The following is a 22,965-nucleotide window of genomic DNA, read 5'->3' as shown; positions in this document are numbered from 1 at the left end:
TTTCGCGCTTGTGGATAACCGCTGTGGATAGCGACCAAGCTGTGGATAACTCTGTGGATCGGCGGCCGGCCCGGTGCACTTCCCGGCCCGGCCGCCGGGCCGTCAGATGTCCAGGAAGCGCACGTCCTTGGCGTTGCGCTGGATGAACGAGCGCCGCGCCTCGACGTCCTCGCCCATCAGTACGCTGAACAGCTCGTCGGCCGTGGCCGCGTCGTCCAGGGTGACCTGGCGCAGCGTCCGGGTGGCCGGGTTCATCGTGGTCTCCCACAGCTCCGGGTAGTTCATCTCGCCGAGGCCCTTGAACCGCTGGATGTCGTCCGGCTTGGCGTTCGGCTTCTTCTGCTGACGCAGCGCGATCAGCCCGTCGCGCTCCCGGTCGGAGTACGCGTACTGCGCGTCGTCGCCCTTCCGGTTCCACTTGATCTTGTAGAGCGGCGGGGCGGCCAGGTAGACGTGCCCCAGCTCGACCAGCGGGCGCATGAAGCGGAACAGCAGGGTGAGCAGCAGCGTCTGGATGTGCTGACCGTCGACGTCGGCGTCGGCCATCAGCACGATCTTGTGGTAGCGCAGCTTCTCGATGTCAAAGTCGTCGTGGATGCCGGTACCCAGCGCGGTGATCAGCGCCTGCACCTCGTTGTTCTTGAGCACCCGGTCGATCCGGGCCTTCTCCACGTTCAGGATCTTGCCGCGGATCGGCAGGATCGCCTGGGTACGCGGGTCACGTCCCTGCTTGGCCGAGCCGCCGGCCGAGTCGCCCTCGACGATGAAGACCTCGGACTCGCGCGGGTCGGTGGACTGGCAGTCGGCCAGCTTGCCCGGCATCGAGCCGGATTCCAGCAGCGACTTGCGTCGGGCCAGCTTGCGGGCCTGCTGGGCGGCGATCCGGGCCCGGGCGGCCTGGGACGCCTTGGTGATGATGATCTTTGCCTCGGCTGGGTTGCGGTCCAGCCAGTCGACCAGCCGGTCGTTGCAGACCCGCTGGACGAAGCTCTTCACCGGCGTGTTGCCGAGCTTCGTCTTGGTCTGGCCCTCGAACTGCGGGTTGGTCAGCTTGACCGAGATGATCGCGGCGAGGCCCTCGCGGATGTCCTCACCGGAGAGCTTCTCGTCGCTCTTGAGCAGCTTCTTCTCCGCGCCGTAGCGGTTGACCACGCTGGTCAGCGCGGCCCGGAAGCCCTCCTCGTGGGTGCCACCCTCGTGAGTGTTGATGTTGTTGGCGAAGGTGTAGACCGACTCGCCGTAGGACTCGTTCCACTGCATGGCGATCTCGAGCGACATGCCCTCCTCCTCGGCACCGAACTCGATCACCGTCCTGTGCATCGGGCTCTTCGAGGCGTTGAGGTGCCGGACGAAGTCGGCGATACCGCCGTCGTACTTGAAGGTGACCTCGCGAATCTTGCCCTCCTCGCCCTCCGGGACCCGCTCGTCGAGCAGGTGGATGGTGAGGCCGCGGGTGAGGAAGGCCATCTCCTGGAGGCGCCGGTAGATGGTCTGGAAGTCGTACTCGACCGTCTCGAAGACGTCCGGGTCGGGCCAGAAGGAGACCGCCGAGCCGGTGGTGTCGGTCGGCTCGCCCTTGTCCAGCGGGGTCGGCTTGGAGTGGTCGTACTGCTGCCGCCAGACGAAGCCGTCCTTGTGGATCTCCACCGCCATCCGGGTGGAGAGGGCGTTCACCACGGAGACGCCCACGCCGTGCAGACCACCGGAGACGGCGTACGCCTTGCCGTCGAACTTGCCGCCCGCGTGCAGCACGGTAAGCGCCACCTCGACGCCCGGCTTCTTGAGCTTGGGGTGCAGGTCGACCGGGAATCCCCGGCCGTTGTCGGTGACCCGTACCCCACCGTCGGCGAGCAGCACCACGTCGATGGTGTCGCAGTGGCCGGCCAGCGCCTCGTCGACCGCGTTGTCGACGACCTCCCACACCAGGTGGTGCAGGCCACGCTCGCCGGTCGACCCGATGTACATGCCGGGCCGCTTGCGAACCGCCTCCAGCCCCTCGAGAACGGTGATCGACTCGGCGCCGTACTGCTGATTGTCCTGCGCTGCCACGCTCGGCCACTTTCTCGCGCCGTCGGCACCGTCAGGCACGTCGGGCGCGGGTTCGGCGGGACGCGACGTCGGCACGCGGACCGGCACCGGGGACAATTCCGGGGTACGGGTCGAACGCGCCGGTCGCCGCGGATGCCCGCGGATCGCGATCGGCTCGACCCGAGTCGGACAGTGGTCGCGGGCCCGCTGGCGGACCCGTGACCCATCGCTCCGCACCGGGTCTTCGTCTCACCCCAATCTTACTGTGCGCGGGCGATAGAACCACCACTCGGCACCCCTTCGCGGCGGCTCAGATTGACGTAGCGGGCCGAACTGCGCTGTCCGCGACTCCCCCTACACGCCACGGCATGTTCGTCGGATCTGCCGCACGACGGCGATACCGGTCCGGCCGGTCGGGAAATCGGTCGCCGGGGCCGGTACCGTGCACGGCGGGCGTTCCCCGACGGTCGGGCTGGCGGGCCGGCCTTGATCTTTTACGGCCGGAACCGGACGATCGACCCGATTTACTCCACCCGTGCTCGTTGAGAGGTGACAACAGTGGGGCTGGACAACGTCGCGGTCCAGTGGCCGCGGACCGGCCGCTTCTACGACCCGGTCGCACCGGCCGAGTTCGTCGACTTCGGCGACATCGTCGACGTGCCGGGCATCTCGGCACCGACCGCCGCGCTCGCCGAGCTGATCGCGAAGACAGGTACGGTCCGGGCCACCGCGTACACGGAGGTGGTGGATCTCATCCTCGGCCTGGACGGTGTGCTCTACGCCACTGAGGCCGCCGCAGAGGACGAGGATCCGGTCATCGATCCCGATGGGTGCTCCTGGATCGCCAGCGGCATCGAGCGGTTCGTCGCGGCGCACCGGCCGCACGGCGAGGCGGTCACCTTCGAGTCGGTCGGCACGGTGCTGCGCTCGCTGCTCTCCGACGGCCGGCTCGCCGAGCAGCAACTACGCTGGCTGGACAGCCGGCTGGACGCTCTGCGGGACGAGAGTGGCGCCGCGCCGCAGTGGACCTTCACCTGCGCGGAGCTGAGCGTGGTGGCGGCGTTCTACCGGCGTTGCGCGGAGCGTGGATTCGCCGTCTACGCCGACTCGGCGGCACCACGCCGGGCGGCTCAGTCGTAGCCCGCGCCGGAAATGCCGGCCAGGGCTCGTCGGCCCCGGCAGGCGTCAGCCGTAGGTGTCGCGGGGGCCGCGACCGCGTACCCGTCGTGGTCCCCGCGACCACGACGGCGCGGCGGGCCCGTGGATGTGCAGCTTGCGGACCACGTTGTGGCCGACCTCCCGGGCGATCTGCTGCAACAGCGAGCCGGCGAGCAGCCGCAGTTGGGTCGCCCAGGCGGTGGAGCGGGCTTCCACGGTCAGTTCGCCGTTCTCCAGCTTCACCGGCCGGCTGTGCTGGGCCACCTCGGGGCCGACCACCCGTTCCCAGGCGCCGAAGACGGTCGCCTCGGCGGCCGGCTGCTGCCACCCACGGGCCTTCACCAGTCGGTCCAGCACCGCGCCGAGGAGTTGTGGATCGCGCGGGTCCGGTCCCGGGCCCGAGTAGCCGCGCAGTCGTCGCTCGCCGCCGGCACCGGTGGTGCCGCGCCGTCGGGTCCGCCCGGTCGCCTCGCGCCGGGCCTTGGCGGCATCCAGCACCGCGCGGGCCAGCTGCGGCCCGGAGATCTCCGCCGACTCGCCGGCACCGTCGGTCGGTGCGGCGGTCGGGCCGCCGTCGGCGGTAGCACCCTCGGTGGTACGCGCACCCCGGCCGCGGTCCGAGGCCGCGGGGCCGGCGGCGCGATTCGCCGGCCCGGCCGGGTCGGTGCCGCGCTCCGGGCGCTGCGGCTCATCCGACACGGCGCACCGCCCCCTCGGTCACCTCGTAGCGGGCGCCCCGCAGGGCGGCCGGCACATCGTCGGCGACCGCGCAGGTCACCACCAGTTGGCTCGCCCCGCCGACCAGTTCGGCCAGCCGGTCCCGCCGGCCGGTGTCCAGCTCGGCGAAGACGTCGTCGAGCACCAGTACCGGTTCGATCCCGTCGCTGCGCAGCAGGTCGTAGCCGGCCAGCCGGAGGGCGAGCGCGTACGACCACGACTCGCCGTGGCTGGCGTACCCCTTGGCGGGCAGCGGGCCGAGGGTGAGGGTGAGGTCGTCGCGGTGCGGTCCGACCAGGGTGGTGCCCCGCTCGATCTCCGCGGCGCGGGACTCCTCCAGCGCGGCGGCGAGCAGCTCGGCAAGGGCCTGCCGGTCGGTGGTGGGCTCGGCCAGTTCCACCGAGGGCCGGTAGGCGATGCCGGCCGCGCCGCGCCCGGCGGCCACCGCGTCGTACGCCTTGGCCACGTGCGGGGTCAGCGCGGCGACCAGTTCCAGCCGGCCGGCGAGCAGTTCGGCGCCGTGCCGGGCCAGGTGGGCGTCCCAGACGGCCAGGGTCGACAGGTCACCGCCGCGCGATCCGCCGGTCTTGCGCGCCAGGTACGCGGTGCGCAGCAGGGCGTTGCGTTGCCGGACCACCCGGTCGTAGTCGGCGCGTACGCCCGCGTACCGGGGCTGGCGCAGCACCAGCAGGTCGTCGAGGTAGCGGCGGCGTTCGGCCGGGTCGCCCCGGACCAGTTCGAGGTCTTCGGGGGCGAAGAGCACCAGGCGCAGCGCGCCGAGCACGTCGCGGGCCCGGCGGGCGGGGGATCGACCGAGCCGGGCCCGGTTGGCCTTGCCCGGCACGATCTCCAGCTCGACCAGCAGTTCCCGGCTCTCGTGCACCACCGCGCATCGGATGACGGCGGCGGTGGCGCCCATCCGGACCAGCGGCGCATCGGTGGCGACCCGGTGCGAATCCAGGGTCGCCACGTAGCCCAGCGCCTCGACCAGGTTGGTCTTGCCGACGCCGTTGGCGCCGATCAGCACGTTCGGTCCCGGTTCGAGGTCGACGCCGACCTGTTGGTGAGAGCGGAAGTCGACAAGTTCGAGCCGGCGGACGTACACGGGCCGGGTGCCGGTTAGCGCTTGCGGACGGCGTGCCCGCCGAACTGCTGGCGCAGCGCGGAGACGGCCTTGAGGGCCGGCGACTCGTCCTGGCGGGACGCGAAGCGGGCGAACAGCGAGGCGGTGATGACGTTGAGCGGCACGGCGAGGCGGATCGCTTCGTCCACCGTCCAGCGGCCCTCGCCGGTGTCCTCGGTGTAGTCGCTCAGCTGGGTCAGCTCCGGGTCCTCTTCGAGCGCCCGGTCCAGCAGGTCCAGCAGCCAGGAGCGGACCACGGTGCCTTCCCGCCAGGACTTGATCACGCCGGGCACGTTTGTCACCAGCTCGGAGGCGGTCATCAGCTCGTAGCCCTCGGCGTACGCGTGCATCAGGCCGTACTCGATGCCGTTGTGCACCATCTTGGCGTAGTGGCCGGCGCCGACCGGTCCGGCGTGCACGAAGCCGTACTCACCCTCGGGCTTGAGCGCTTCGAAGATCGGCATGAGCCGTTCGACGTGTTCCTGGGCGCCGCCGACCATCAGGCCGTAGCCGTTCTGCCGGCCCCACACCCCGCCGGACACCCCCACGTCGAGGTAACCGATGCCACGCTCGTTCAGCCGCTGCGCGCGGGGAGCGTCGTCGCTGAACCGCGAGTTGCCGCCGTCGATGATGAGGTCGCCCTCGGTGAGGACCTCGGCCACCTCGTCGATGGTGGTGTCGGTGACGGCGGCGGGCACCATCACCCAGACCGCCCGGGGCGCGTCCAGCTTCTCGGCCAGTTCCGCCACGCTCGCGACGTCGCTGCGCTCCAGGTCGTGGTCCAGGCCGACCACCTCGTGACCGGCGGCGCGCAGTCGTTCGCGCATGTTGCCGCCCATCCGGCCGAGACCTATCAGGCCGAGCTGCATCTCGTGGTTACCTTTCGTGGTGCGGATGTGCACTGCCGGTCAACGGGACACGCGGATCGGCATGATGAGGTAGCGGTACCCACTGATCGGCTCGCCATCCTCGCCGGCCGGCGAGATGACCGCGGGCTTGAAGGCGTCGACGAAGTGCAGGACGGCGAACTGGGCACCGAGGTTGGCCAGCCCGTCGATGAGGTACTGCGGGTTGAAGCCGATGGTGAGCGGCTCACCGGTGAAGGTGGCCTCCATGGCCTCGCTGGCCCGGGCCTCCTCGGTGCCGCCGGCCTCGACGACCAGCCCGTCGGCGCTGAAGCTGAGCAGCACGGGGGTGGTGCGCTCGGCGACCAGGGCGACCCGCTTGACGACCTCGATGAGGGTGCTGACCGGCACCCGGGCCTCGGCGTTGTGGCTGGCCGGGAAGAGGGAACGCACAGGCGGGTAGTTGGCGCCGTCGAGCAGGCGACTGGTGGTCCGCCGGGTGCCGCCGGAGAACCCGATCATTCCCTCGCCGGCCGAGCCCTGGGAGAGGGCGAGGGTGACCTGGCCGCCGAGCGGGCCGAGGGTCTTGGCGGTGTCGTTTAGCGTACGGGCCGGCACCAGGGCGTTGATGCTGATCTCCGGGTCGTCCGGCTGCCACTCCATCTCGCGCAGCGCCAGCCGGTAGCGGTCGGTGGCGAGCATGGCCACGGTGCCGCCGGAGAGTTCGATCCGGACGCCGGTCATCATCGGCAGCGTCTCGTCCCGGCTGGCGGCAACCGCGACCTGGGCGACGGCCGCAGCGAAGGCGGCGGCGTCCACGGTGCCGGCGCTCTCCGGCATCTCGGGCAGGGTCGGGTAGTCCTCCACCGGCATGGTGGGCAGGGTGAACCGGGCGCTGCCGCAGACCAGTTCGAGGTGTGCCCCGACCGCGGCGATGTCGACCGGCTTGGCCGGCAGTGCCTTGGTGATCTCGGCGAGTAGGCGCCCGGAGACCAGCGCGGCGCCGTCGGCGTCGCCCTGCACCTCCACGGTCACCTGGCTGGAGACCTCGTAGTCAAAGCCGGACACCTGAAGGCTGCCGTCGGTGACGCGGAGCATCACCCCGGCCAGCACCGGCACGGACGGCCGGTTGGGCAGACTCTTCGCGGTCCAGGCCACGGCCTCGGCGAGCGCGTCGCGCTCCACTCGGAACTTCATCAATGCCTCCGCGTCGACGTCGACGTCGTCAACTCTCTCATGCCGAACGCTGCCCACCGACCCGCCTGGTGTGCGGGTACCCCTCGCACCTTAGGGCGCGAGGGTATCGGCTGTGTGCCCGACCCCGTGGATCCTGCCGGTGCTGTCGGGTGTCTCCGGCAGCAGCGGCACGATCCACAGGAAGTCCAACGGTGATGATTGGTTTTTCGTTCTTTTAGAAGAGATAACCCATCGTCTTCGTCGCACCTGTGGAAACTGTGGAGAACTCGCATCGGCGCAGGTCAGACCGGTTATCCACCGGTGGGTTTGCTGTGGAGAACCAGGGGTATAACCGGGCTCGTGGTCCACAGGCGGCCCTCGGCCCCCAGGTTGTCCACCGCCGTCCACCGGTTATCCACCGGTTATCCACCTACTTTCTCCCCAGCCCTGTGGATCGACGGACGGCCCCGAGGGACCGTAATCCACAGAACCTTCAACAGGCCGCCCACAGGTGGACGGCGATCGGTGGATAACGCGAGCGGTTGTCCCCAGCCGTCCCCAGGCATCCACAAGGCTATCCACAGGCTTTCTCCACAGCCTGTGGATAACTCGGTGTTGGCGCTGTGTCGTTATCCACTGACGGTGGATAACGAGCTGTGGACAACGATCGTCAGTCGCGATGGACACGCCTTCGATGGTGTGGCCTACACCTCGTCGAGAGTCAACCGCCGGGCACGAAAAAGCCCGGCCGGCTCACCGGTCGGGCTGTCTCGGAAGACGTACGGGTCGACAACTCAGGCGTACGGGTCGACGAATTCGGCTCGGCGTGTCCGACGCCGCGACCGGGAGCCGTCGCTCAGGTGTTCTGCTTGATCCGGTTGGTCAGCTCGGCGATCTGGTTGTAGAGCGACCGGCGCTCGGCCATCTGCTGGCGGATCTTGCGGTCGGCGTGCATCACCGTGGTGTGGTCCCGGCCGCCGAACGCCTGGCCGATCCGGGGCAGCGACAGGTCGGTCAGCTCCCGGCACAGGTACATGGCCACCTGGCGGGCGTTGACCAGCACCCGGGAGCGCGAGTGCCCGCGCAGGTCCTCCAGGCTCACCCCGAAGTAGTCGGCGGTGGCGACCATGATCTGGTCGGCGGTGATCTCCGGGCCGGCGCCGTCCGGGATGAAGTCCCGCAGCACCTCCTCGGCCAGCGACAGCTCCACGTTCGACCGGGTCAGGCTGGCGAAGGCGGTGACCCGGATCAGCGCCCCCTCCAGTTCCCGGATCGAGTTCGACACCCGGGAGGCGATGAACTCCAGCACGTCCGGCGGGGCGAAGAGCCGTTCCTGGGCGGCCTTCTTCTGGAGGATCGCGATCCGGGTCTCCAGGTCCGGCGGCTGGATGTCGGCGAGCAGGCCCCACTCGAACCGGGTCCGGAGCCGGTCCTCCAGCGTGGCCAGTTGCTTCGGCGAGCGGTCGGAGGTGATCACGATCTGCTTGTTGGCGTTGTGCAGCGTGTTGAAGGTGTGGAAGAACTCCTCCTGGGTCCGCTCGCGGTTCTCCAGGAACTGGATGTCGTCGATCAGCAGGATGTCGACGTCGCGGTAGCGGCGCTGGAAGGCGCTGGTCTTGTCGTCGCGCAGCGAGTTGATGAAGTCGTTTGTGAACTCCTCGGTCGAGACGTACCGGACCGAGCGGGCGTTGCCCAGGGTGGTGGCGTAGTGGCCGATGGCATGCAACAGGTGTGTCTTGCCCAGCCCGGAGCTGCCGTAGATGAACAGCGGGTTGTACGCCTTCGCCGGCGACTCGGCCACCGCCACCGAGGCCGCGTGCGCGAACCGGTTTGACGAGCCGATGACGAATGTCTCGAACATGTACTTCGGGTTGAGCCGGTTGCCGCCGCTGTCCGCGCCCGTGGGCAGCCGCCGGTCGTCCCGCGGTCGGTGATCCGCGCCACTGCGGCCGGGTCCGCTGTCGGTGCCGCCGTGGGTCGGCAGCGGCCGGATGACGTGTTGGTCCCGGGGAGAGACACCGGGTGGTTCCTCGCCGTACCGGGCCGCGAAGCCATGTGGCGCGGTCTCCGGCGGGTCGTGGCGGCCGGTGCTGCGGTCGGTGAAGCCGAGTCGGTCGGCGGGCTGGCGGACGCCCTCGCCCGGAGGGTCGGGCGACTCGACGAAAGCGGTGCCGAAGAGCGGCTCCTGGCCGTCGGTTACGCGCGGGCCGGTCCGGGATGCGCTCTCGACCGGTGGTGCGTCGGGGACGTGCCGGTCGAACCGGCCGTCGGGGGCGTGCCGGTCGTAGCGACCCGAGTTCGGTTGCTCGGGGATGAGCGGGAGCTGCTGCCGGCCGTCGGCCGGGCCCTCCGGTGCCGGTGCGAAGCCACCCGGGTCACCGGCGTGGTCGCCGAGGTCCGCCTCGGGCGCGCTGCGGTAGACGGTGCCCACGGCCCGCCCGTCGTCCGGTACGCGGACGGTCACCGCGACCTGGATCGGTCGGCCGAGCCGCCGGGTGAGCGCCTCGGTGATGGCCGGCCGTAACCGCGATTCGATCACGTCCCGGGTGAAGGCGTCCGGCACCGACAGCAGGACGGTGTCCTCGACGATGGCCCGGAGCCGGGTCAGCCGCAGGTACGCTCGCTGCTGCGCGGAGATGATCTCGTCGGCGAGTTCTTCCGTGGTCGCCGTCCACACCGCGGCAAGGTCGGTCGTACCGGCCACCGTCGTGCCACCCCCTCGCCTCTGCTCCCGGACGCCGCCTTCTCCGGGCGTCCGGATGCCTCGTACCGGGCGGGCGCCACCTCAGTCACCCGGACGGCCCACCGGTCGTTCTCCACAAGTTATCCACAGCCTGTGTACCGACCGATTGTGGCCGCCCGCCGGGCGCGGGTCGGACCTGCCCCCCTGCCGTGGTCGGGCGCTGAAGCGGGTTCACCGTGCCGAACGATTCACCACCGTGTCCGGTCTTGCCTGCCGGCGACATCCCCGGACCTGGAGACGCTGACCGCAATCGGGCACGGTAACAGCGTTGTCGCCGCGGCATCAACCGTCGACGCACCCGACCCTTGTCGGCATCCGGGAAAACCGCCGCTGCGTCGCGTTTCGCCGCAGGTGACTGAGGTAGCGGGGTGGTTTGACGGTGATTGCACCCCGACCTAGGCTGGAGAGGCTGCTCTCACGCCCTCTGCTAGGGTGATGGGTGCTTGCTGCCCACAGTCGTCATCTCCCGCTCGTCGAGTTGTCGCGGAGTTCGGAGAGGCGTCGCACCGCCCGGGCAGCACCGATCGGGGCCACCACAGCGGCGGCCTGGACCACCACGACCCGAGCGATCATCCGCCCGGGGCGTCCGACAACGGAGAGCCTGACGTGAGCAAGCGCACCTACCAGCCGAACAACCGCCGGCGCGCGAAGACCCACGGCTTCCGGCTGCGCATGCGCACCCGGGCCGGCCGCGCCATCATCTCGACCCGTCGCGCCAAGGGCCGCGCCCGCCTGTCGGCCTGAGGCCGACCGGGCCTGCTCCGGGGGACGTGGCGTCGTGCTGGCAGCCGCGCAGCGACTGCGGCGCAGTAGCGACTTCGCCGCAGCGGTTCGCGGTGGCCGTCGGGCCGGCCGGGGCACGCTTGTCGTTCACCTGACCCTGCCGAGCACAGCCGGCTCCACCGAGACAGCGCCGAAGCCGGCGCGGGGTGGCACGGAGGCGGACTCCGCGCCGATGCCCCGCGCCGGCTTCGTGGTTTCCAAGGCCGTCGGGCCTGCGGTGGTGCGGAACAAGGTCCGCCGCCGGTTGCGGCACCTGGTCCGGGACCGGCTCGCTGCCCTGCCGGCCGGCAGCACCCTCGTCGTACGCGCCCTGCCGCCGGCGGCCGAGGCCACGTACCAGCGGCTCGGTGCCGATCTGGACGCCGCGCTCAGTGCCGCCCGGACCGGTCGAGGACGGCGGCGGTGAGCGCCGAGCCGCGGCCGGCCGGCGTCGGTGCCCAGGTGCTGGCCCTGCCCATCATCGCGTACCGTCGGTGGATAAGTCCGGCTCTGCCGGCCCGCTGTCGGTTCTACCCGTCGTGTAGCGCTTACGCCCTCGAGTCGGTGGCGCGGCACGGCGCGCTCCGGGGAGCCGCGCTGACGGTCCGGCGGCTGTCGCGCTGCCACCCATTCCATCCTGGTGGATACGACCCGGTGCCGGAGCCGGGCGGCCGCCGAGCTGCCGACGTGACTGGAGCCTGAGAATTGAGTCTCGACTGGATCTACTACGCGATTTCGTGGATCCTGCTGGCCTGGCATTCGGTCTGGGACGCCATCGGGGTTCCGGATTCCGCGGTCCTCGGCACCAACTGGTCCTGGATCCTGGCCATCTTCTTCCTGGTGGTCACCGTCCGGGTGATCCTGTTCCCGGTCTTCGTCAAGCAGATCAAGTCGCAGCGGGCGATGCAGGCGCTCCAGCCCCAGGTGAAGGCGCTCCAGGAGAAGCACAAGGGTGACCGGGAGACGCTCCAGAAGGAGATGATGGAGCTCTATCGGAAGGAAAAGGCCAACCCGCTCATGGGCTGCCTTCCGATGTTCCTCCAGATCCCCGTCTTCCTCGGCCTCTTCCACGTGCTCCGGCGGCTGAGCCCGGATCGCGGCGAGGGAGCCAAGACGCTGTACGGCTGGACGGTTGACCAGTTCGACAGCGCCTCGGTCGCCACGCTGTTCACCGCACCGATCGCCGGCAAGTTCGGCTCCACCGCCGAGGAACTGGCCCGGCTCGGCGCGAACGGCACCACCGTCAAGATCATGGCCGGTGTGCTGGTGCTGGTGATGATGGGCACCACCTACCTCACCAGCCGCCAGATGATCCTCAAGACCGGCTGGGCGGAGGACCCGCAGCAGCGCATGATCCAGCGGCTGATGCTCTACGGCATCCCGCTGTCGCTGCTGGTCTCCGGTGCCATCTTCCCGATCGGTGTGATCATCTACTGGGTCACCAACAACCTCTTCACGCTCGGCCAGCAGCAGTGGGTGCTGCGTAAGTTCCCGCCGCCCGTGACGGCGACCAGCAAGCCGGGCACCTCCGGGCGCAATGGGGCGCAGCCGGCGAAGACCCGCGGCCTGCTTGGCCGGAGCAAGCCCGCCCCGACGCCGCCGCAGCCGGCCGCGCCGAAGGTCGCCGGGCCGAAGCCGGGTGCCAAGCCGGTCAACCCGAAGAAGGGCCGCCCAGCCAAGCGGAAGGGCTGAATCTTCCGGGCCGCCGCCGGCTTCCGGCGGCGGCCCGTTGCGCGACGGCGGTGCCGCAGAAAGGCCGGTGCCGCAGGCGCGAACCGCCGCGCGTGCCGCAGCGGACGGGCGAGACTGCCCCTACAGACGACGTGCCCGTGGGCACCGGCGACGTCCAGCCGGCCGCGGGAAACCAGCGGACCGTCAGGTCCGGCCGAGTGAGTACGGAGATGACACCGTGACCGACACCAGCATCCCCCGCGCCGACCAGCCTCTGGACGACGAGCCGACCGTTACGGCTCAGGTCGACGGCGAGCTGGAGGAGACCGACGCGGAGCCGGCGCCGAGCAAGGCCACCGGCGAGGGCGATCTGTTCCGGCAGAGCGAGATCGCCGCCGACTACATCGAAGGACTGCTCGACATCCTCGACTACGACGGCGACATCGACGAACTGGTGTCCGGCGGCCGGCCGGTGGTCGAGGTGGTCGGTGGTCGCCTGCAGAACCTGGTCGGCCAGCGGGGTGCGACCCTGGAGTCGCTCCAGGAGCTGGCCCGGCTCGCCGTCTTCCGGCAGACCGGTTCGCCGAGCCGGCTGCTGCTCGACATCGGCGGCTACCGGGCCAACCGTCGCAAGGAGCTCGCGGCCGTGGCACGCAATGCCGTCGAGAAGGTGAAGGAGCACGGCGAGCCGGTGCGGCTGGAACCGATGTCGGCGTTCGAGCGCAAGTGCGTGCACGACGTGGTCAACGCGATCGACGGTGTGGAGAGCGAGTCCGAGGGTGTCGAGCCCAACCGGCGCATCATTGTCCGCCCGGCGGACTGAACGGGTGGCTCAGGACGACATCAGCGCTGGTAGCCCGTCCGGCCCGGGTGGTACGCCGCCCGGGCCGCCGGCTGCCCGGACCGAGCCGCACCACACCGAGCGGTCACCGGACCCGGGCGTGGCGGTGTTGCCGCCCGAGTTGGCCGAGGCGGCCCGGCGACTCTTCGGCGACCGGCTCGACCTCGCGGCCGCGTACGCCGAACTGCTGGCCACCGACGGTGTGCTGCGTGGCCTGATCGGCCCGCGCGAGGCGCCCCGGATCTGGGACCGCCATCTGCTGAACTGCGCCACGGTCGCCGAACTCATCCCGGCCGGTGTGACCGTGCTCGACGTGGGCTCGGGCGCGGGGTTGCCCGGTCTGGTACTCGCCATCGCCCGGCCCGATCTCAGGGTGACGTTGGTCGAGCCGCTGGCCCGGCGTACCGCCTTCCTTGAGGAGGTGGTGGACGAGCTGGAGTTGTCCGAGTCGGTCCGGGTTCTCCGGGCCCGGGCCGAGGAGGCGGCGACCGGGATCGAGCCGGTGCACGGCGACGTGGTCACGGCCCGCGCGGTGGCGCCCCTGGACCGGCTCGCCGCCTGGTGCCTGCCCCTGGCCGTGCCGGGTGGACGGCTACTCGCCCTGAAGGGTGCCTCGGCGGCGGAGGAGGCGGTCGAACACGCCGAGGCGGTGCACCGCCTCGGCGGCGGCGCCCCCGTCCTGCACCGGTGCGGTGTGGGCGTCGTGGATCCGCCGACCACCGTGGTGGAGATCGTGCGGGAGCGGGTGGTCGGCCCGGCGTCCAAGGCGATGTCCCGGAAGGCGCGGGCCGGCCGATCCCGTCGACGGTGACCTGACGGTCAATCCGGACGCCGTCACCCAGTTGCAGCCGGCGGGTTGCGAACCCAACGTGGACCGGCCGCGCCCATCCGCCGTAGGCTGACCGCGCGTCGATAGTGTGGAGCGGGCGGCGATGTCCTCCGGGGCCCGGCCGCTTCCGCCGGGCGGTACCTCTGCGGAGAGCGCGCGAGTGGCCCGGTTGACGGGGTGCGGACCGACCATCCGAAGCGGGCAGGGATGACAGGTGCATGACGACGGCAGGTACGACGATAAACGGATGACCGGGTCAGCGGACGACCCTGTTTCACGTGAAACCGAATACCCGGATTGGCGGTCCGCCGGGGCGCCGCAGGACTCGCCGGAGTCCGGCCGGGCGGCACCCACCTCGGGGGCCCCGTGGTCCCCGGCGCGAGACGCGGCGGACCTCGCCGGCCGACCCGCCAACGCGACTCCCGAGGCGCGGGTGATCCCGATCCGGCGGAACACCTCGGCATCGGCCCGGTTCGAGGCGGCACCGCCTCAGCAGCAGGCACCCGGCATGGTTCCGGATCCCCGTCCGGCGTCCGACCCGGCAGAGTCCTACGGCTCGCCCGTCGCTGACGCCGCGTACGTTTCACATGAAACCCCGACGCGCGAAGAGGATGATCCACCGTTGGCTATGGAGGCGATGCGCGCCGTGCAGATCCTGAACCCCAGTGGCGAGGTGAACATGCCTCGGCCGGAGCGGACCCGGGTCATGTGCGTCGCGAACCAGAAGGGCGGCGTGGGCAAGACCACGACCACGGTGAACCTGGCGGTGGCGCTCGCCCTGCACGGCAACCGGGTACTGGTGGTGGACCTCGATCCGCAGGGCAACGCCTCCACCGGGCTGAACGTCCCGCACCACACGGGTGTACCGGACGTCTACGACTGCCTGATCAACAGCGTCCCGCTGGAAGACGTGACCCAGGCGGTGGAGGGCATCCCCAACCTCTGGTGCGTACCGGCCACCATCGACCTGGCCGGTGCCGAGATCGAGTTGGTGTCGGTGGTTGCCCGTGAGTCCCGGCTGGACCGGGCGATCACGGCCTACCCCGGGCACTTCGACTACGTCTTCATCGACTGTCCGCCGTCGCTCGGGCTGTTGACGGTGAACGCGCTGGTGGCCGCCCAGGAGGTGCTGATCCCCATTCAGTGCGAGTACTACGCGCTCGAAGGGCTGAACCAGCTCATCAACAACATCAACCTGGTCCGCCAGCACCTCAATCCGAAGCTCGCGGTCTCCACGATCCTGCTCACCATGTACGACCGGCGTACCCGACTCGCCGACGCGGTGGAGCAGGACGTCCGGAACCACTTCGGCGACAAAGTGCTCCAGGCGGTGATTCCGCGTAACGTGCGGGTCTCGGAAGCACCCAGCTACGGCCAATCGGTGATGACCTACGATCCCGGTTCGCGGGGGGCGACGAGTTACTTCGAGGCCGCCCAGGAGATTGCCGAGCGAGGGGTCAAGGAGCCGGTGAGCCGGAATGCGTAGTGCGAACGAGGCGCTTGGAGGCGTGGCATGAAGAACCGTCCTCGGGGTGGTCTGGGACGGGGCCTTGGGGCGCTCATCCCGACCGGGCCGGCACCGGATGCCGGCACCGGTGCGGGCACCGCACCGACGGTGGTGAACGGCACGGCGGAGGAGAGCCCACCGGCCGTGGCGCCGCCGACAGCGCCGCCGGCCACGCCCGATGATCCGATCCTCAGCCCGGTGCCCGGTGCGCGCTTCGCCGAGATCTCGGTCGACTCGATCGTGCCCAATCCGAAGCAGCCCCGGCAGGTCTTCGACGAGGAGGCCCTGGAGGAGCTGAAGACCTCCATCCAGGAGGTCGGCTTCCTCCAGCCGATCGTGGTGCGACAGCTCGACGACGAGAAGTTCGAACTCGTCATGGGCGAGCGCCGGTGGCGGGCGGCGCAGGCGGTCGGCCGGGAGAGCATCCCGGCGATCGTCCGCGACACCCGCGACGACGCGATGCTGCGGGACGCTCTCCTGGAGAACATCCACCGGGCGAACCTGAACCCGTTGGAAGAGGCCGCCGCCTATCAGCAGCTGCTTGAGGAGTTCGGTGCCACCCACGAGGAACTGGCTCGCCGGATCGGGCGTAGTCGGCCGCAGATCTCGAACACCATCAGGCTGTTGAACCTGCCGGCCCAGGTGCAGCGCAGGGTGGCCGCCGGCGTACTTTCCGCCGGACACGCCAGGGCGCTGCTGAGCCTCGAGGATGCGGAGACCCAGGAGCAGCTCGCGCTGCGGATCGTTGCCGAGGGGCTGTCGGTCCGGGCGACGGAGGAGATCGTCGCGCTGGCCCTGACCGAGGGGCCGAGCAAGAAGGATTCGGCCAAGCGCCGGCCGAAGCCGCACGCGCCCGCGCTGAACGACCTCGCCGACCGGCTCTCCGACCGCTTCGACACCCGGGTGAAGGTCGACATCGGGCGGAGCAAAGGCAAGATCACCATCGAGTTCGCCACGGTCGACGACCTGGAGCGCATCGTCGGCATCATCGGCGTCGAACGAGCCGAAGCCGAGATGTAGGGAAGGGCCCCACCGGCCTGATCGAGGCCACTCCGCGTACGCGATGCCGCTGGCTCTGTTTCACGTGAAACAGAGCCAGCGGCAGTTTCGGCCCGGGGCGCAGGACGCGCTCGCCGCCCTCTCTCCGGACGTGTCCGCGACCCGGCTCCTGCAACGCTCTTCGCCTGCCGGGATTCGGGACAAGCGGCAGGGGCGGCTCACGGCGACTGTAAGCGCGCCCGGGTGGCTACCCGACCTTGCCCCGGGCTCGAGTGCCGTGGCGCGCTCTGGCGCCCACTCAGGGGGCTGGCGGGATCGTTCGCGGCGGCGATGGTGATCGGACGGCAGCGGGCCGGGCGGGCAAGGGGCAAGCCGTCCCGCTCCGCTCTCCAGCGACGCCTCAGATGGCGGCACCCGACGGCGGCCTCCGACGGCGGCACCCGACGGCGGCACCCGACGGCGGCACCCGACGGCGGCCTCGGGCAAGCGGGTGAGTGAGTTCTGGGGGTGCCCCGTTTCACGTGAAACGGGGCGTGGCTGAGCATGCTCCCGGGATCCATGCCGGGCACCCAAAACCCATGACGCGTTATCCACACCGGTTATCCACAGGCTGCTCTCGTTTCACGTGAAACGAGACGCGAAAACCCTCGTAGTGGCGGGATGGCGGCTGTTATGCGGTGCCTGTCGTGCCTGTGGATATCTCTGGGGACAGCCAACGGATCGGCGGTACCGCGTGCTGCGGTCCGGACCGAACCGAAGGCTGTTCAGGTAGGGACAGCGGTGCCGGACTCGGTTAGGGTCAGCCTCGTGCGCGACACCCCTCCCTCAGTCCCGGACTTCACCCAGTGGCCGTCCTTCCCCTTCGAGGGCGAGCTGCGGATCAAAGCACTCGACGAACCGGTGCCGGTCGAACCGCCCCGCAAGGGCGAGGCCGACCGGGAATGCACCGCGTGTCAGGCACCCGATGAGGCGTACATCTGGGTCGGCGAGCGGTGGCGCGTACGCGCGATGGACCGTCCCACCGGCCTGCCGATGGTCCTCATCCTGGAGTCACGGTCGCACCTCGACCTCGGCGACCTGCCCAACCTCCTCGCTGCGGAGCTGGGCGTGATGACCGTACGACTCGAACGGGCCATCCGGTCGTTGGACGGGGTGGCCCGGGTGCACGTCAACCGCTGGGGCGATGGCTCGGCTCATCTGCACATGTGGTTCCTCGCCCGACCGTACGGGCGGCTCCAACTCCGGGGGACCTTCCTCTCCCTCTGGGACTCGATCCTGCCGCCCATCTCCGAGGACAAGTGGCGGGAGAATCTCGCTCTCGTGGCCGCCTGGCTCGCTGAGTTCGGCGGCCGGCCGCTGGCTGAGCCGCCCCGGATCCAGTGGCAGGCCCCGTCCAGCCTCACCGCACAGGCCGCGCCGGTCGTGGCGAAGGCGCCGCTGACCGGCGGATCACTCCTCGACGCCATCGGCGAGACGGCCGAGCCGCCGGACGCGGATGCGGCGGGCCTGGGCGTGCAGCTGGCGTCGACCGGGTACACCTCGCCCGAGGCTCCGGAGACCGAGGCTCCGGAGGTTGAGGCTCCGGCGACCGAGGCTCTTGAGACCGGGCCTCGGGAGGGCGAGATGCGGTCAGCCTCGACCGAGGCCGCGTCGCCCGCCGAGGCGACCGGCGTACCGCCGGAAAGGCATCACGGTGCGGCAGCGCCGGAGGCTGCCCTCCCCGGGGCGGGTCAGCAGGCCAGCGCCGCCGCCGAGACCGACACGGCGGTCGCGGACGGGGAGCGGGCGACGCCGCCAACTGCCCGTCGTGCGCCGGACTCGCCGCACCACCCGGGCGGGGCCTGAGAATTAGGAGGGGCCCCTGCGCGACGCCAGGCGTCGCGCAGGGGCCCCTTGACAAAATCAGCGGGCGGCGGCGCGGGCGACCAGGGCGGCGATCATCTGGCCGAAGTCCATTCCGGCGGCCTGCACCGAGAGTGGCAGCAGGGACGTCTCGGTCATCCCCGGAGAGACGTTGACCTCCAGTACGTGTGGCTGGCCGGTCGAATCGACGATCAGGTCGACCCGGCTGAGGTCCCGTAGACCGAGGGCGGTGTGCGCAGTCAGCGCGACCTCGGCCACCGAGTCGGCGACCGCCGGTTCCAGCCGGGCCGGGGTGTGCCAGGTGGTCCGGCCGGCGGTGTAACGGGCGGCGTAGTCGTAGACGCCGTTGCGGGGCACGATCTCGACCGGCGGCAGGGCCCGCGGACCGTCGCCCAGGTCGACGACGGAGACCGCCACGTCCATGCCCTGCACGTAGCGCTCCACGAGCGCGGTCGAGTCGTACGCGAAACAGCCGACCATGGCGGCCGGTAGTGACGCCGTGTCCCGGACCACGGCGGCGCCGAGCCCGGAGCCGCCCTGCGCCGGCTTGACCATCAGCGGCAGGCCGAGCCGGTCGACGATGCGGTCCAGCACGGCCACCGCGCCCAGCTCGCTGAACCGGTCGTGCGGTAGCGCGACCCAGTCGGGGGTGGCGATGCCGGCCTCCCGGAGCACCGCCTTGGCCGACGGCTTGTCCCAGGCGAGTCGGGAGGCGCGGGCGTCGCAGCCGACGTACGGGACGCCGCAGAGGTCGAGCACTCCGCGCAGCGAACCGTCCTCACCGGTGGCGCCGTGCAGCGCGATCACCACGGCGTCGGGCGGATCGGCGTCCAACGCCGGCAGCAGCGCCACGTCGGCGTCGCGTAGCTCGGCCTCCATTCCGACCGCCCGCAGCGCGTCGAGCACCCGGCGGCCGGAGCGCAGCGACACGTCGCGCTCGTAGGAAAGGCCACCGGCGAGCACGAGCACGCGCAGTTCGCTGGCGGGGGCTCCGGACACGGGGGTTTCTTCGGCAGCGTTGGCACCCATGCCGGGCATCATGCCAAGTCAGGTCCTGGGGTGTCCGAGCCGGCCTGGCCCCGGCGGGCAGCCGCCCCACCGACCGCACCGAACACCCGGCGCATGGCGATGTCCTGTTCCATCACGCCGGCCAACCGGCGAACCCCCTCCCGGATCCGCTCCGGGGCGGGGAAGGAGAAGTTGAGCCGCATGTGACTGGTGCCGGTGCCGTCCGCGTAGAAGCCGGTGCCGGGAACGTACGCCACCCGGGCGGCGATGGCCCGCGGCATCATCGCCTTCGAGTCCAACCCCTCGGGCAGGGTGGCCCAGACGAAGAGGCCGCCGCTCGGCTTGGTCCACCGGGTCCCGGCCGGCATCAGGTCGGCCAGCGCGTCGAGCATCGCGTCCCGCCGCTCGCGGTAGACCTCCTGGTAGACCTTGAGCTGCTCGCGCCAGGGCATGGTGCTCAGGTACGCGGTGACCGCGGACTGCGCGTACATGCTGGGGCAGAGGATCTGCGCCTCGCTGGCGATCACCAGCTTGTCCCGGACGGCGTGCGGGGCGAGGATCCAGCCCACCCGCAACCCGGGAGCGAACGTCTTGGAGAAGGTGCTGAGGTAGAAGACGCCCTCGCGGCGGCGCGCCCGCAGCGGTGCTGGCGCCTCCCCCTCGAAACCCAGCTGACCGTACGGGTCGTCCTCGACCACCAGCAGCCCGGCGCGCTCGCAGATGTCCAGTACCCGCTCGCGCCGCTCCTCGGTGAGGGTCACGCCGGCCGGGTTCTGGTAGGTCGGGATGGTGTAGAGGAACTTCACCCGCCGTCCAGCCCGGGCCTGTTCCGCGATGGCCACTTCCAGGGCCTCCGGGATCAGGCCGTCATCGTCCATCGGTACGTGCACCACCTGCGCCTGGGCGGCCTGGAACACCCCGAGTGCGCCGACGTACGTCGGCCCCTCGGCGAGCACCACGTCACCCGGGTCGAGGAAGAGCCGGGCCACCAGGTCGAGCGCCTGCTGCCCGCCGACGGTCACCACCACGTCCTCCGGCGAGGCACCGCAGGCGGCGTCGATGCCGGAGAGGGACATCACCTCGCAGATCCGCTCGCGCAGTTCGAGGGTGCCCTGGCCGATGCCGTACTGGAGGGTGGTGCTGCCGTGCTCGGCGCCGAGCCGGCCGAGCATCTCACCGACGGCGTCCAGCGGGAGCGCGGCGATGAACGGGGCGCCACCGGCGAGGGAGACCACCTCTGGTCGGCTGGCCACCGCGAAGAGGGCCCGGATCTCCGAGGCGGTCATCCCGCGCACCCGGCGGGCATACCGGTCGGTGTAGTCGTCGAGTGTCGTGCCGGTCATCACATCACCTCGGTGGCTGCTCGGACGGCTCCTTCCCGGCTACCCGGGACACCGGCGACCATGGCGGTACGGCGCGCCGAATGTCGATCCTAGCCGCCACGTGTCGACCGGGAACCCTCGATTATCGGCGCGTCCACATGCCGGGCCGGGCGAAGGCGGCCCTGAAATGGTCGTTCGCGCGTACTCTCCCGTGCTGGCGATCGGCGGCGTACGATCGCTCGTCGGGGGCAGGAGTGCGGCGGTGCCCGTACGGGCCGCTGCTGCGGCGGATGCCGTCCGGGCCGGTCCCACTGCCGAGCCTAGTGTGGGGAAGCACCTATGTCGCGACGTCTGGTCAGCCTGACCCTCGACACTCTTGAGGATCTGCCCCGGCCGTGCCGGCAGTGTGTCTACTGGGAGCTCGATCCGGTTTCCGCCGACCGGGCCTGTGCGGCTGGCGATCCGGGGCTGGAGAAGGAGGCGTGGGTCTCGCAGACCCTGCTGGAGTGGGGCTCCTGCGGCAAGCTGATCTACGTCGACGGGATGGCCGCCGGTTTCGTGATGTACGCCCCGCCGGCCTACGTGCCGCGTTCGATGGCGTTCCCCACCTCGCCGGTCTCCGCCGACGCGGCGCTGCTGATGACCGCGAACGTGGTGCCGGCCTTTGCCGGTGGCGGGCTCGGCCGGATGCTGGTGCAGGGCGTCGCCCGGGATCTGACCAAGCGCGGGATCAAGGCGATCGAGGCGTTCGGTGACGCCAAGTTCGGCGACGCCGCCGATCCGGAGGGCACCTGTGTGGCCCCCGCCGACTTCTTCCTCTCGGTCGGCTTCAAGACGGTCCGGCCGCATCCCCGGTTTCCGCGCCTGCGACTGGAGCTGCGGACCGCGTTGAGCTGGAAGTCGGATGTCGAGTACGCGCTGGAGAAGCTGCTCGGCTCGATGAGCCCAGAGTCGCTGCTGCGTCCGGTCCGCCCGACGCCGGCCACCCGCACCACCTCCGGCTGAGTCACCCCCCAGCGCCGGCTGACTGACCGGCACGGGGCATTCAGTCGACCACGGTGCCGGCGGCGACGGCGGCCCGCAGCTCGCTCACGTCGATCGAGCCGGTCGGCACGTCGCGCTCGATCGGCAGGTACATCCGCTGTACCGCCGCCACGATCGCCTCCACCAGCTTGTCCCGGAAGCGTGGATCGATAAGCCGGCTCCGGTCCGTCGGCGAGGTGAGGTAGCCGACCTCGACGCGTACCGCCGGCATGCGGGTGAGCCGGAGCAGATCCCACGCCTTGGCGTGGGTCCGGCAGTCGCGTAGCCCGGTCCGCGCGACGATCTCCCGTTGCACCAGCCCGGCCAGCCGTTCCCCGGTTGCGGAGGTGACCCCGTTGTCGGTGCCGTAGTGGTACGTCGCCACCCCTTCGGCGTCCGGGTTGGCATGCCCGTCGGTGTGCAGCGAGATGAAGACGTCCGCGCCGAGCGAGTTGGCCAACTGCGCCCGGTCGATGTCGGGCAGACAGGTCGCCGACGCCGGCCCACGGGTGAGCTGCACCCGTACGCCCGACGCGGCGAGCCGCCCCTCCAGCCGGCTGGCCAGGTCGTGCACCAGGTCCGCCTCGGTCCAGCAGAGCGGACCGTCGGGCACCACCACGCCGGGGTCGGTGCCGCCGTGGCCCGGGTCGATGACCACGGTCCGGCCGACAAGCGTCGGGCCGGACTGCCGGATTGCGTCGGACTCGCGCAGCCACTGCGGCCGCCCGCCGACCACCTTGCGCCCGAGTCGACGCAGCGCCCCCATGGTGTGTGGTCCGCAGGTGCCATCGGGGGTCAGCCCAACCTCACGCTGGAACTGGGCCACCGCCCGGGAGGTGCGTACGCCGTAGATGGCGTCCGCGCCGCCGACGTCGTACCCCATCTCCAGCAGCCGTTCCTGCAACGACCGGACGTCCTCGCCGGTGAGCGGGACCGGCACCGCGTGGTAGAGCGTTCGGGCACCGAGGCGCCAGCGTGCGGCGTCCAACGCCCGCCAGGTCTCGGCGCCGACCCGGCCGTCGACGCTGAGACCGCGCGACTGCTGGAAGGCCCGGACAGCCCGTTCGGTGGCCGCGTCGAACTCGTCGTGCTGCGGGTCGTTCGCCTTGGAGAGGAGGTCGAGACCGGTAAGCACCGCACGTATCTCGGTCACCGCGGGTCCCCGGTCGCCGGGACGGATCGGACGCACGCACGACCCCCTCTGCACGGTGGTGGCTGGCCGGACCCGTCAGCGGCGTACAGGGCGCACCGCGACGGGGACCTGGCGGTCACCGGCGTCCGGCGCCCCCGGGTTCGAGGTTATGCGCTGGGCGATCCGCTGGGGCGGAAAAACGCGTCGACCCCGTACCG

20 protein-coding genes are annotated in these 22,965 nt (G+C 70.8%); 11 read left to right on the top strand and 9 right to left on the bottom strand.

Features of this window, described 5'->3' with window-relative positions; all coding sequences use genetic code 11:
• Nucleotides 1–102: 102 nt before the first annotated feature.
• Complete coding sequence (gyrB, locus tag AC507J_RS04430) at nt 103–2,049, bottom strand: DNA topoisomerase (ATP-hydrolyzing) subunit B (RefSeq protein WP_496287757.1); 1,947 nt, start codon at nt 2,047–2,049, stop codon at nt 103–105.
• A 537-nt stretch (nt 2,050–2,586) separates the two neighbouring features.
• Here gyrB and AC507J_RS04425 point away from each other — a divergent pair.
• On the top strand, nt 2,587–3,168 hold the full coding sequence (locus AC507J_RS04425; RefSeq protein ID WP_496287756.1) for a hypothetical protein: 582 nt from the start codon (nt 2,587–2,589) through the stop codon (nt 3,166–3,168).
• 45 nt (nt 3,169–3,213) lie between these two features.
• Here the strand turns inward: AC507J_RS04425 and AC507J_RS04420 are convergent, their stop codons facing one another.
• The 5 genes from AC507J_RS04420 to dnaA form a co-directional block, all read right to left on the bottom strand.
• Nucleotides 3,214–3,711, bottom strand: coding sequence for a DciA family protein (locus AC507J_RS04420; RefSeq protein ID WP_496287908.1), 498 nt, complete (start codon nt 3,709–3,711; stop codon nt 3,214–3,216).
• Between the two features lie 163 nt (nt 3,712–3,874).
• Nucleotides 3,875–5,008, bottom strand: a complete 1,134-nt coding sequence (gene recF, locus AC507J_RS04415) for a DNA replication/repair protein RecF (RefSeq protein WP_496287755.1) — start codon at nt 5,006–5,008, stop codon at nt 3,875–3,877.
• Between the two features lie 14 nt (nt 5,009–5,022).
• Complete coding sequence (gnd, locus tag AC507J_RS04410; RefSeq protein ID WP_496287754.1) at nt 5,023–5,895, bottom strand: phosphogluconate dehydrogenase (NAD(+)-dependent, decarboxylating); 873 nt, start codon at nt 5,893–5,895, stop codon at nt 5,023–5,025.
• Nucleotides 5,896–5,934: 39 nt separating this feature from the next.
• On the bottom strand, nt 5,935–7,068 hold the full coding sequence (gene dnaN, locus AC507J_RS04405; RefSeq protein ID WP_496287753.1) for a DNA polymerase III subunit beta: 1,134 nt from the start codon (nt 7,066–7,068) through the stop codon (nt 5,935–5,937).
• A gap of 835 nt (nt 7,069–7,903) precedes the next feature.
• Entirely contained in the window at nt 7,904–9,751 is a 1,848-nt protein-coding gene (gene dnaA / locus AC507J_RS04400; protein ID WP_496287752.1) for a chromosomal replication initiator protein DnaA, read from the bottom strand.
• A 645-nt stretch (nt 9,752–10,396) separates the two neighbouring features.
• Between dnaA and rpmH the strand changes: the two genes are divergently transcribed.
• The 9 genes from rpmH to AC507J_RS04355 all read left to right on the top strand — a co-directional run bounded on the left by rpmH (nt 10,397) and on the right by AC507J_RS04355 (nt 18,244).
• Nucleotides 10,397–10,534 (top strand): 50S ribosomal protein L34, encoded by a 138-nt coding sequence (gene rpmH / locus AC507J_RS04395; protein ID WP_013736606.1) that lies wholly within the window; start codon nt 10,397–10,399, stop codon nt 10,532–10,534.
• Nucleotides 10,535–10,568: 34 nt separating this feature from the next.
• Nucleotides 10,569–10,979: a ribonuclease P protein component gene (gene rnpA / locus AC507J_RS04390; protein WP_496287751.1), complete on the top strand. Its 411-nt coding sequence runs from the start codon at nt 10,569–10,571 to the stop codon at nt 10,977–10,979.
• A gap of 35 nt (nt 10,980–11,014) precedes the next feature.
• Nucleotides 11,015–11,254 (top strand): membrane protein insertion efficiency factor YidD, encoded by a 240-nt coding sequence (yidD, locus tag AC507J_RS04385; protein WP_496287907.1) that lies wholly within the window; start codon nt 11,015–11,017, stop codon nt 11,252–11,254.
• 3 nt (nt 11,255–11,257) lie between these two features.
• On the top strand, nt 11,258–12,244 hold the full coding sequence (yidC, locus tag AC507J_RS04380) for a membrane protein insertase YidC (RefSeq protein WP_496287750.1): 987 nt from the start codon (nt 11,258–11,260) through the stop codon (nt 12,242–12,244).
• A 217-nt stretch (nt 12,245–12,461) separates the two neighbouring features.
• A complete protein-coding gene (locus AC507J_RS04375) occupies nt 12,462–13,046 on the top strand; it encodes a Jag family protein (protein ID WP_496287749.1) in 585 nt (194 codons plus the stop codon).
• Nucleotides 13,047–13,050: 4 nt separating this feature from the next.
• Complete coding sequence (rsmG, locus tag AC507J_RS04370; RefSeq protein ID WP_496287748.1) at nt 13,051–13,875, top strand: 16S rRNA (guanine(527)-N(7))-methyltransferase RsmG; 825 nt, start codon at nt 13,051–13,053, stop codon at nt 13,873–13,875.
• A gap of 526 nt (nt 13,876–14,401) precedes the next feature.
• Nucleotides 14,402–15,379, top strand: coding sequence for a ParA family protein (locus AC507J_RS04365; RefSeq protein ID WP_496287906.1), 978 nt, complete (start codon nt 14,402–14,404; stop codon nt 15,377–15,379).
• 27 nt (nt 15,380–15,406) lie between these two features.
• Complete coding sequence (locus AC507J_RS04360; RefSeq protein ID WP_496287747.1) at nt 15,407–16,420, top strand: ParB/RepB/Spo0J family partition protein; 1,014 nt, start codon at nt 15,407–15,409, stop codon at nt 16,418–16,420.
• Nucleotides 16,421–17,206: 786 nt separating this feature from the next.
• Entirely contained in the window at nt 17,207–18,244 is a 1,038-nt protein-coding gene (locus tag AC507J_RS04355; protein WP_496287746.1) for a hypothetical protein, read from the top strand.
• Between the two features lie 57 nt (nt 18,245–18,301).
• Here AC507J_RS04355 and AC507J_RS04350 read toward each other — a convergent pair whose 3' ends face one another.
• Entirely contained in the window at nt 18,302–19,291 is a 990-nt protein-coding gene (locus AC507J_RS04350) for a D-alanine--D-alanine ligase family protein (protein ID WP_496287745.1), read from the bottom strand.
• Between the two features lie 8 nt (nt 19,292–19,299).
• On the bottom strand, nt 19,300–20,613 hold the full coding sequence (locus AC507J_RS04345) for an aminotransferase-like domain-containing protein (protein ID WP_496287744.1): 1,314 nt from the start codon (nt 20,611–20,613) through the stop codon (nt 19,300–19,302).
• 318 nt (nt 20,614–20,931) lie between these two features.
• On the opposite strand from AC507J_RS04345, the gene AC507J_RS04340 reads away from it, so the two are divergent.
• On the top strand, nt 20,932–21,597 hold the full coding sequence (locus tag AC507J_RS04340) for a GNAT family N-acetyltransferase (RefSeq protein WP_496287743.1): 666 nt from the start codon (nt 20,932–20,934) through the stop codon (nt 21,595–21,597).
• A gap of 40 nt (nt 21,598–21,637) precedes the next feature.
• Here the strand turns inward: AC507J_RS04340 and AC507J_RS04335 are convergent, their stop codons facing one another.
• Nucleotides 21,638–22,804: an N-acetylmuramoyl-L-alanine amidase gene (locus AC507J_RS04335; protein WP_496287742.1), complete on the bottom strand. Its 1,167-nt coding sequence runs from the start codon at nt 22,802–22,804 to the stop codon at nt 21,638–21,640.
• Nucleotides 22,805–22,965 lie beyond the last annotated feature (161 nt).

It is taken from the genome of Micromonospora sp. PRAS1 (assembly GCF_059553435.1).
The sequence above is the reverse complement of the archived record's forward strand: the minus strand, read 5'-3'. Positions and strand labels throughout refer to the sequence as shown.